Here is a 9,882-nt window from a genome sequence, read left to right as displayed (position 1 = left end):
CTCCTCCCCAAACACACCATCCCCAACCAACACACCAAAGCCACCCACAACGCCCTCACCAACCTCAACCACCAACTCACACACAACACAAACACCACAGACGCAGGCAGGAGCACCTCGTGACCACCACCACTGACATCACCATCACCGACCTCACCACCACCACCCCCGACGGCGCCCGCCTCACCGTCGCCATCCACCACCCCGCCCACATCGACCCCCACGACACCACCCCCACCAGCACGCCCCTGATCGTCCTCGCCCATGGCTGGGGCGCCACCCACACCGTCTGGCACGCCACGGCCCGGCTGCTGGCCGCCCAGGGCCACACCGTCGTCGCCTACGACCAGCGCGGCCACGGCACCAGCACCCTTGGCGACAAGGCCCTCACCATCGAGCAACTCGGGCACGACCTCGCCACCGTCGCCGACGCCCTCGCCCCTCACCGTCCCGTCGTCATCGCCGGCCACTCAGGCGGCGGTTACGCCGCGCTCGCCTACGCCACCCAGCTCTACGCCGACGCCCCCCGCACCGCGCCCCAGCGCCTCGTCGGCCTCCTCCTCGCCGCCAGCGCCGCCGACGACCAGCAGACCCCTCCGGGCGAACTCCGCATCATGAAGACGAAGGCCTTCCAGCGCGCCCTCAAGAGCCCCCGGCTCGGCCGCCAGCTCCTCAAGAAGACCCTCCACCCCAACACCCCCGCTCACACCCAGGAGACCAACCGCCGTCTCTTCGCCAACACCAACCCCCACATCCGTCTCACCACCTTCGCCTCCACCAGCACCATGGACCACACCCCCCACCTCCGGAACATCACCACCCCCACCACGATCCTTCGTGGCACCCACGACACCTCTGTCGGCCAGACCCACATCCGCACCCTCCAAACCCACCTCCCCAACACCACCGTCGACACCCTCTCCGACGCCGGCCACATCCTCCCGCTCGAAGCCCCTCACCAAATCGCCCGCCAGATCCACCAGCTCACACTCACTTCGCAGCGGTGACCACCACCTCCCTCACCACCGAGCTGGGCAGGCTCCTGCCGCCAACTGTCCACTGCACCGAGGCCTTCGGGCCGCCGCCCCAGGGCGCGCTCCTTCCTGCGGAGCGCGCCCACATCGGTGGCCGATCGCCCCGCAGGCAGCGGCAGTTCACCGCCGCCCGTACGCTCGCCCGTCGCGCTCTCGCCCAGCTCGGCCACCCTCCGGTCCCGCTGCTCCCGGGGCCGGGCGGGGCCCCCGAGTGGCCGTCGGGGACCGTCGGGAGCATCACCCACTGCGACGGTTACACCGCTTGCGCTGCGGCGCACGCGGCCGATGTCATCTCGCTCGGCATCGACGCCGAGCCTGCTCTGCCGCTCCCCGACGGGGTCCTCGCCCTCACCGCCTCCGAGGACGAGCGTCACCGGATCGGCCGGCTACCTCACGGCCAAGTCCCTTGGGACCGGCTGCTCTTCAGCGCCAAGGAGGCCACCTACAAGGCCTGCTACCCGCTCACCCGACGCTGGACCGGGCTGGCCGGCATCTCCGTGCGCCTCCACCCCGACCGCACCTTCACCGCCCACCACCCCCACCTGCCCGGCCGTTGCCACGGCCGCTGGACCAGCACCGATGCCGTCCTCCTCACCGCCCTCACCATCCCGCACGGGACCACGACCGGCTGAGCGCGCAGCACCGCAGCACCGCAGCACCGCAGCACCGAGGGGACAGTCGACGGATCGGTCAGAGGGACCACCCGACCGGCAAGGAGCCCGGCCCATGGCACTGGCCCATGGCACTGGCCCACACGCTCACGCTCATCGCCGACGCCGCCGTCTGCCCCGTCTGCCCCACCTGGGCCTTCGTCCTCAACGCGCAGGGCTGTCCCGGCCGTTGTCGCCGGTGCGCACCGCTTCGATGAAGCCGGTGGTGCTCGGGCCCGAGCCGGGCGGGAAGGGGCGGCCGTACGCGGCGGCGACCTCGTCGAGCAGGGTGAGCCGGGTGTTCCAGCCGTGGGCGTCGAGCCACTCGTGGGTGTGGGGGCCGAGGCCGCCCTGCCACAGGTCGGTGATGTGGGCGAGGGCCGGGTCCTGCGGGGTACTGGTCACGTCCCGGCCCTTTTCGAGCAGCAGTCGGCTGCCCGGGGCGGAGAGGGTGCCGACGGCGGTGAGCAGGCCGGCCGCCTGGTCGGCGGTGAGGTAGACCAGCAGTCCTTCGGCCAGCCAGACGGTGGGCCGCTCCGGGTCGAGGCCGGCTTCGACGAGGCGGCGCGGCCAGTCCGGGTCCAGCAGGTCGCCGGGCAGCGTGGTGCGTTCGCCGGCCGGGTCGGCGCCGAGTTCGTCCAGGACCTGCTGCTTGAAGGTCAGGACGGGCGCGAGGTCGAGTTCGAAGAGGCGGGTGCCGGCCGGCCAGTCGAGCCGGTAGGCGCGGGCGTCCAGGCCTGCCGCGAGCAGGACGACCTGGTCCGCGCCGGCGGCGAGCAGGCGGTCGTCGTAGAAGCGGGTGCGCAGGATGCCGTGGACCACCAGGCCTTTGGCGAGGCCGCTCGCCGGTCCCGAGGTGGGCATCGGCATGCCGGAGGCGGTGACGAAGGCGGCGGCGTAGGGGTCGGTGAAGAGCGGTTCGGGGCGGGAGCTCTCGTAGGCGCGCACCAGCGCGACGGACAGGGCGGTACGGGAGACCGGGCTCAGCGGGTCGGTGGTCGTCATGCCCGGGAATCTACCCCGGCGCCGAGTCGGCCGGGCCGGCACTCCCCCTCGCCGGACCAGGCCGGGCCGGACGGGCACCTGGCCTGCGGGGACAGCGAGTTGACGCAACGCCACGAGGTCACGTCAGGAGGTGACGCCAGCGGTCGGCGGACTCCATCATGTCCCGGATGACGCGTTCCAGGAACGTCCCGCCCCTGGCCAGCCGCTGCCCCACGGGGCTGTCGGGCCCGAACTCCGCCGCGGCCGTCATCGCGATCCGCGCCGTCCCGAGCGTCTCCCGCGAGCCGATCATGATCGAGTGGTACCAGGCCTCGTCGTCGACCACGTAGATGTCGCGACGCCGCTGCGGATCGCGTTCGCGCCGGACGTACCCGTGCTGGACCAGGTAGTTCACGGCCACGGAGACGGAGGCCGCACTGACGTTCAGCCTGCGGGTCAGCTCGGCCGCGGTGCGCCTGCCGTCCTCGGACAGCAGCAGGTCGATGTGCACGCGCGCCGTCATCCTCGGCAGCCCCGTCCTGACCGCCATCTCGATGATCTCCTCTCCCGTCGGGCTGTCCGAGGGCCCGTCCGCGGGCGGCGGCGCCGGGGTGCCGCGCCGCGCGCGCTGGACCGTCGCCCGGTGCGCCTGTTCGGGCCGGTAGCCGCTGGGGCCGCCATTGCGCCCGATCTCCCGGCTGATCGTCGACGTCGGCCGAGCGAGCCGCCTGGCGATCTCGGCGTAGGAGAGCCCGTCGGCGAGTCCGGCCGCGATGCGCTGGCGGTCCTGCTGGGTCAGTCGTCCTCCTGGCATGCCGCCAGTATTGCCTTCGCATTCATCCATTGCAATGCGGCATTGCATTCGACCTCAGCGTCATTGCATCAATTTACCGCTGTTCACCTGGGATAACTGCTTCGACCAATTGCGACCATGCTGAATGCAACGTAGCTTTCGAAGAGTCCCGAAGACGCATTTCCGCGAGATGAGGAACGGTCATGGGTGAATCCGTCCACACCGTCACCACGCTGCCGACGGCGCGCCCGCCCGGCTGCCCCTTCGACCCGCCGACCGAGCTGACCGACGCCCGACGGCACGGCCCCCTCAGCCGCTACACCCACCCCGGCGGGGCGGCCGGCTGGCTGATCACCGGGTACGAGCTGGTCAGGTCGGTCCTGGCCGACCCGCGGTTCAGCTCGCGCAAGGAGCTCATCAACGTGGGCGACTTCGAGATTCCTCCGGCTCCGCCCGGCGAGTTCCTCCTCATGGACGACCCGCAGCACGGGCGCTACCGGAAGCCGCTGGTGGGCAAGTTCACCGTGCGGCGGATGCGGCTGCTCGCCGAGCGCGTCGAGCAGATCACCGCCGAGTGCCTGGACGCCATGGAGGCGGCCGGGCCGTCGGCGGACCTGGTGACCGCGTTCGCCAAGCCCATCCCCGCCATCATGATCTGCGAGCTGCTGGGGGTGCCGTACGAGGACCGCGGCTCCTTCCAGGAGCAGATCGACTCGTTCATGAACGGGGAGACGAGCGACGAGGAGCTGATCGCGGCCTACACGGCGACCCAGCAGTACCTCGCGGAGCTGGTGGCCGCCAAGCGTGCGAACCCCACCGACGACGTGCTCAGCGACCTCATGGACAGCGACCTCACGGATGAGGAGCTGAGGGGCGTCAGCCTGATCCTGCTGGCGGCCGGGCTCGACACCACCGCGAACATGCTGGCGCTGGGCACCTTCGCGCTGCTGCAGAACCCGGCGCAGCTGGCCGACCTGCGCGCCGATCCCACGCTCACCGGCCGGGCCGTCGAGGAACTGCTGCGGTACCTGAGCGTCGCCAAGTCGTTCATGAGGACGGCGCTGGAGGACGTCGAGTTGGGAGGCCAGACCATCAAGGCCGGCACGACGGTCATCCTGTCGTACAACACCGCCAACCGTGACCCAGAGCGCTTCGCCGATCCCCACGTGCTCGACTTCCGGCGGCAGTACGCCGGGCACCTGGCCTTCGGCCACGGCGTCCACCAGTGCCTGGGGCAGCAGTTGGCCCGCGTCGAGCTGAGCGTCGCGATCACCGCGCTCGTCAAGCGCTTCCCCACGCTGCGCCTGGCCGTACCGGCGGAGGAGGTCGGCCTGCGGCCGGAGGCCGCGGACATCTACGGGGTGAAGAGCCTCCCGGTCACCTGGGACGCGTGACCGGGAACCGGCCCGGGAGAGGTCGGGGCCAGGGTCGGGGTCCGGGTCGGGATCGGGGGACCCGCCCGGGCGGAGGGGCCGAGGGGTTGTCCGCCCGTGCCCGGAACGACCGAAAACACGCGGTCACCGGCGTACCTCCCGCACCCCCGGCATGGCACAAGTCCGTTACAGCGGTGCCGGGTTCCTCCCGCCCCGCACGCGTCCCTGGCATCATCCAAGTCCGTGCCGCCCCCGGAGCGGCCCACGGCGTGCCGGGGCGTCGGCCCGCATGGCGACCGACGTCCAGACGAGGGGGAGTCCGATGACGCTGTTCGGCAAGCCGCCGGGCCCGCAGGACGCCCGGCCGCGCGGGCGGGCCACCGCGCTGACGCCGCGGGTCGTGGCGCAGGCCCTGCTCATGCTGCTCGGACTGTCCGCGGTCGGCCTCGGGTTCGCGCGGTTCGTCGGCGCGTACCACGAGGGGTGGGCGTACCGCGGCGCCCCGGTCTGCGGCGCTCCGGCGATCGGGCCCGGGGTGGACTGCACGCTGCGGGAGAGCGGGCGGGTGACGAAGAGGGCGGCGGAGCGGGACGGCGACTCGACCTCGTACACCCTGACCGTGGCCCGCGAGAAGGCTCCGACCGACACCTACGACGTCGGGGAGGCGTTCTACGACGACGTGCGGATCGACACGGTCGTGAACCTGACGGTCTGGAGGGGCCAGGTGGTCGAGGTCGACCACCAGGGGCACCGGGCGCGCAATCCGCACACCCTGTGGCTGGCCATCCTGAAGCTGGCGCTGCTGATCGGCGCGGGCACGGCCCTGATCACGGGCGGCCTGCTCGGGCCGAACGTGCGCTCCTGGTGGATCTCGGCCGGGATGTCCGTACCCGTGGCGGTCACCACGCTGGTGGGTGCCGCCATGCTCCTCCTGATGGACTGGCCGCTGCCCGTGACCGTGACCCTGGCCGTCCTGGCCTGGCTGCTCGCGGTCTCCGTCATCAGCGGGATGTCCGCGGAGTAGCGGCCCGGAGCGGATCCGGAATGCCCCTCACAGGTTGTCAGGTTCTCAACATGGGAAATAGGCTGCCACCTCCCGCTCACGCCACCACCGGGGAGGCCACCCATGCCCAGCAGTACCAGGAGCCGCAGGACCAGAACCGCCGCAACCCTCCTCACCGCCGCCCTGGCCGCGGCCCTCCTCGGCGGCGCCCCCGCGCTCGCCGCACCCGGAGCCCCGCCCGGACCCACGACGGGCGCCGTCCCCATAGCCGCTCCGGCGGACGGCCGGCACCCGGTCGAGGTGTTCGGCGAGGACGGCGGCATCTCCCGGGCCCTCGTCCCCGGCGGCTCCCCGTACACGGCCGGCTCCCGCGCCCAGGGCGTGGCCCCGCTCCAGGACGACGGCGACGTCACCGCGCTGGTGCGCAACGGCGATCCGGCCGCCAAGCTCGACGTGGTGGTCATCGGCGACGGCTACGCGACGCAGGAACAGGAGAAGTTCCGCAGCGACGCGGCCGAGAAGTGGCGCGAGATCACCGCCGTCGAGCCGTACGCCACCTACCGCAACCTGTTCAACGTCTGGGCGGTGTCGGCCGTTTCGCCCGAGTCGGGCGTCTCCGGGGATCCGGACCAGACGACCGTCCGGCACACCGCGCTGGGCTCGTACTTCTGGTGCGACGGGGTGGAGCGGCTGCTCTGCGTGGACGAGAAGGCGGTCGAGCGCTACGCGGCCAAGGCCCCGCAGGCGGACCTGGTGATCGTGGTGGCCAACAGCACCAAGTACGGCGGCGCGGGCTACAACGACGTGAAGTCCCCGCTCGGTTACGAGGGCATCGCCACCGTGGCGGGCGGCAACGCGAAGTCCGGGCAGATCGCGGTGCACGAGACCGGGCACTCGCTGGGCAAGCTCGCCGACGAGTACGCGTACGACGGCCAGGGCACCTACCAGGGCGCGGAGCCGGCCGAGGCCAACATCAGTACGCTGACCGCCGACCGGATGCGCGCCCAGGGCACCAAGTGGTCCCGCTGGCTCGGCCGGACGTCACCCGACGGCGGGACGGTCGGCGCGTACGAGGGCGGCGGCTACTACCCGACAGGGCTGTACCGGCCGACCGAGAACTCGATCATGCGCTCGCTCGGGCGGGAGTTCAACCTGCCCGGACGGGAGGCGATGATCGCCGGCTTCTACCGTCACGCGACCCCGCTGACGAGTCCCGTCTCCACCGCCACCCGGCTCACCTCCGCCAGCCGCCTCACCGTCGACCTGCCCGTCCCGGGCACCCGGCTGCGCTGGTTCCTGGACGGACGCGAGCTGCCCGGACAGCGCGGGCGTACCGCGCCCGACCTCGCCGCCCTCCACCCGGGCGGACCCCGCTCCCGGCCGCACCTGCTCACGGCCGTCGCCACCGACCCCACCCCGGCGGTGGCCGACCCGGCGCTGCGCGAGCACCTGACCGGGAGCCTGTCCTGGCTGGTGACGCTCTGACGCGCGTCCACCACGGCGACGGCCCCGGGCCCGGCAGCGCGGCGCTGCCGGGCCCGGGGCCGGCCGTCCCTACCGCCCGCCCTCTCCCGGCCTGCGAGGGGGGTTGCGCCGCAGCGGGGCCAGTTCCCGGGCCAGCGTCCGCACGTCCACGGCTATCCGCGCCGCGAGTTCGCCCGGCCCCGCGTCGCCCGGCAGGCGCCGGGACCAGGAACGCGCCTTGGCCGGACCGTCCTGGACCATGTCGAAGTTCAGCCGCACCGCCCCCGCCACGTCGGCCAGGGTCACCAGGATCCGGGTGTCCACGAGGTCGATCGTGACCTCGTTCCCGATGCACGAACACGCCACCAGACCCTCGATGTCCTCCTCCGCCAGATATCTGGCCAGGGGAACCGCTCTCCCCCGGATCAGGTACGGACGTATCACCGCCACCACAGACCCCGCCCCCTCTCCAGCTCACCGGACACGCCGACCACCGTACGGCCCGGCAACGGCGCAAGCGCGCCGCAACGACCGGGCCCGCCCATGCTCCACCCATAGCCCCCGGATCGCCAAGTCCAGGACGTCCCAGGCGACTTGACCGACAGCACTGGCCCGGCGCACCGGCGCACGCCCCGGCGCACTCGGGCGCCCCGCCATCGAGCCCGGGGGCAGCAGGCCCGCCGCACCCGAAACGCACGAACGCCCGCCCGCACGAGGCGGACGGGCATCCCCGCGGCCGCGCAGCCCTGCGGCGCGCGACCGGGCCGCTCAGCGGCCCAGGCGGCTGAACCGGCCGTGCAGGACCAACGAGCGGCTCAGGGCCGCCAGGCCCGCCGTGCAGAGCAGTGTGCGGAGCATGTTGGCGGCCACCCAGGTGCCCTCGAACTTGGCGCGCACGCCGGCGAAGTCGTGGATCTGGGACGGGTCGCCGGCCGCCGCCAGCTCGTTGTTGAGCGGGATGTTGACGCCCATCGTGACCATCAGCGCCACCACGTACAGCACCGTCGCCCCGGCCGCCCACAGCGCCGCCTGGCGCCGGCCGGCCTTGTGCTGGAGCCAGGCCGCCACGCCGGTGGCGGCGAAGGCTCCGACGAAGACCAGGCCGAACATCCCGTTCTCGATCGACGAGTTGATGTGCTGCATCGCCGTCACGTACGTCCGGTCGTCCCCGGCCGCGAGGCCGGGCATCACCGACACGTCGAAGGCGAAGAACAGGCCCGCCATCAGGCCCATCGCGATGGTGGCGCCCGCCAGGACGGGCCCGGCGGCGCGGCCCTGCCCGGCGGTTCCGCCGTACGGTGAACTCCCCGGCCGCACACCGCCGATGGCCGACGGGACCGCGTACGACACCGGTGCCGACCTCTGATCCGAACGCATCACAGGACCCCTTTTCACTCTCCCGGCCCCGCAGGACGCGGCGCCGGCGAACAGCGGAACGAACGACACCACCCACCGTGCGGTGCCACCCGCAACGGAACCGCGACAACCGGAACCCCGCTACGCGCGACGACACTTGCGGCACCGGAGAGTGCCGGGTGCCGGGAGGAGTGCCGCGAGGAGTGCCGGGAGGAGTCCAGGGGAGTTGGAAAGGGGCCCGCGGTCACAGAACCGGGTTCAGGGTGCGCCGGTACCGGCGCTCCAGCACCGTACGGCCGATCAGCCGCACCGGGCCCGGGATGGTGGCCGACACGGCCCGCACGGACGCCGCGTCCGCGCCGTCGAACATCCACGGCTGCAGGTACGTCATGACCTGCCCCGGCGCGCTCTGGATGATCCGCCGCTCCACCCGCAGGTACTCGTCCACCGGCAGGCCCGCGATCGCCGGGAACACCACCGGTTCCTCGTGCCCCAGGTGCTCGCGGATCAGGTTCTCGAACCCCGCCGCGGCCTCGGGCAGTTCGGCGATCCGGCGGGCGGAGAGCACGTCCGCGACCCGGCGCATCGTCCGGTCGAGCGCTTCGTGGTCCTGCTCCAGGATGCCGCCGCCGTCGAAGCCGGCCAGCCGCTCGCGCAGGAAGGGCCAGAGGATCTCGTCCTCGCTGTGGTGGTGCCAGTCGATGACGGCCCGCAGCCGGCCGAACCAGTCCGCCAGGGCCGCCGCGGGGCCCCAGCCGCCCGCGGACGAACCCCGGGCGGCGGCCGCGCTCAGCCGCGCGGCGTCCCGGCGCATCGCCACGTGCATCAGCCCGAAGCCCCGGATGTGCCCGGGCAGCGCGCCCACGCCCTGCTCACTCGACCAGACCTGCTTGCCGTCCGACATGGCCAAACCTCCACTGTTATGTCCGGATACACGACCGACGCCCGCCCGGTGGCGGCCTGTTCGGGCCGCCACCGGCGAGCCGGATCACACGTTCCACACGCCCGAAGCGGCGGCCTCGCGGGCGAAGTCGGCGAAGTCCCGCGGCTCACGCCCCAACGCCCGCCGCACCCCGTCCCCCAACGAAGCGTTACGACCGTCCAGGATCACCGAGAACAGCTCCGCGAAGTCCCCCGGCAGACCCGCCTCCTCCAACACCCCCCGGTACGCCGCCTCCGACACCGCCTCGAACCGCACCTCACGACCCGTCGCCCGCGACAACTC

9 protein-coding genes and 3 pseudogenes are annotated in these 9,882 nt (G+C 72.6%); 5 read left to right on the top strand and 7 right to left on the bottom strand.

What is annotated here, in order from left to right; all coding sequences use genetic code 11:
• The first annotated feature begins 119 nt into the window (after positions 1-119).
• Positions 120-1,007: an alpha/beta hydrolase gene (locus AB0P03_RS40090; protein WP_363633649.1), complete on the top strand. Its 888-nt coding sequence runs from the start codon at positions 120-122 to the stop codon at positions 1,005-1,007.
• Positions 1,004-1,666 (top strand): 4'-phosphopantetheinyl transferase superfamily protein, encoded by a 663-nt coding sequence (locus AB0P03_RS40085; RefSeq protein ID WP_363589604.1) that lies wholly within the window; start codon positions 1,004-1,006, stop codon positions 1,664-1,666. The genes AB0P03_RS40090 and AB0P03_RS40085 overlap by 4 nt, the downstream gene beginning before the upstream one ends.
• 183 nt (positions 1,667-1,849) lie before the next feature.
• Here the strand turns inward: AB0P03_RS40085 and AB0P03_RS40080 are convergent, their stop codons facing one another.
• From AB0P03_RS40080 to AB0P03_RS40070, 3 genes and pseudogenes are all read right to left on the bottom strand, one after another.
• Positions 1,850-2,689, bottom strand: coding sequence for an SAM-dependent methyltransferase (locus AB0P03_RS40080; protein WP_363633647.1), 840 nt, complete (start codon positions 2,687-2,689; stop codon positions 1,850-1,852).
• A 118-nt stretch (positions 2,690-2,807) separates the two neighbouring features.
• A pseudogene (locus AB0P03_RS40075) lies at positions 2,808-3,152 on the bottom strand (MarR family transcriptional regulator); the annotation flags it as partial.
• Between the two features lie 132 nt (positions 3,153-3,284).
• Positions 3,285-3,482 (bottom strand): annotated as a pseudogene (locus tag AB0P03_RS40070) (helix-turn-helix domain-containing protein); the annotation flags it as partial.
• 182 nt (positions 3,483-3,664) lie between these two features.
• Between AB0P03_RS40070 and AB0P03_RS40065 the strand changes: the two are divergent.
• The 3 genes from AB0P03_RS40065 to AB0P03_RS40055 all read left to right on the top strand — a co-directional run bounded on the left by AB0P03_RS40065 (position 3,665) and on the right by AB0P03_RS40055 (position 7,322).
• Positions 3,665-4,855: a cytochrome P450 gene (locus AB0P03_RS40065; protein WP_363633645.1), complete on the top strand. Its 1,191-nt coding sequence runs from the start codon at positions 3,665-3,667 to the stop codon at positions 4,853-4,855.
• Positions 4,856-5,156: 301 nt separating this feature from the next.
• The gene (locus AB0P03_RS40060) at positions 5,157-5,858 is read left to right on the top strand and encodes a hypothetical protein (protein WP_363633643.1); all 702 of its coding nucleotides are present in this window, start codon (positions 5,157-5,159) and stop codon (positions 5,856-5,858) included.
• A 102-nt stretch (positions 5,859-5,960) separates the two neighbouring features.
• Positions 5,961-7,322, top strand: a complete 1,362-nt coding sequence (locus AB0P03_RS40055) for a M64 family metallopeptidase (protein ID WP_363589596.1) — start codon at positions 5,961-5,963, stop codon at positions 7,320-7,322.
• A 69-nt stretch (positions 7,323-7,391) separates the two neighbouring features.
• Here the strand turns inward: AB0P03_RS40055 and AB0P03_RS40050 are convergent, their stop codons facing one another.
• The 4 genes and pseudogenes from AB0P03_RS40050 to AB0P03_RS40035 form a co-directional block, all read right to left on the bottom strand.
• Positions 7,392-7,751 carry a hypothetical protein gene (locus AB0P03_RS40050; protein WP_363589722.1) on the bottom strand — a complete coding sequence of 120 codons (360 nt, stop codon included), beginning with the start codon at positions 7,749-7,751 and terminating at the stop codon, positions 7,392-7,394.
• Positions 7,752-8,069: 318 nt separating this feature from the next.
• The gene (locus AB0P03_RS40045; RefSeq protein ID WP_363589724.1) at positions 8,070-8,678 is read right to left on the bottom strand and encodes an anthrone oxygenase family protein; all 609 of its coding nucleotides are present in this window, start codon (positions 8,676-8,678) and stop codon (positions 8,070-8,072) included.
• A gap of 223 nt (positions 8,679-8,901) precedes the next feature.
• Positions 8,902-9,561, bottom strand: a complete 660-nt coding sequence (locus tag AB0P03_RS40040; protein ID WP_363633641.1) for a hemerythrin domain-containing protein — start codon at positions 9,559-9,561, stop codon at positions 8,902-8,904.
• Positions 9,562-9,645: 84 nt separating this feature from the next.
• Positions 9,646-9,882: pseudogene (locus AB0P03_RS40035) on the bottom strand (NmrA family transcriptional regulator); the annotation flags it as partial.

The sequence above is a fragment of the Kitasatospora sp. NPDC088779 genome (assembly GCF_040685395.1).
In the GTDB taxonomy this organism is placed as follows: Bacteria; Actinomycetota; Actinomycetes; order Streptomycetales; family Streptomycetaceae; genus Kitasatospora.
This window is presented reverse-complemented; position numbering and strand designations above follow the sequence as displayed.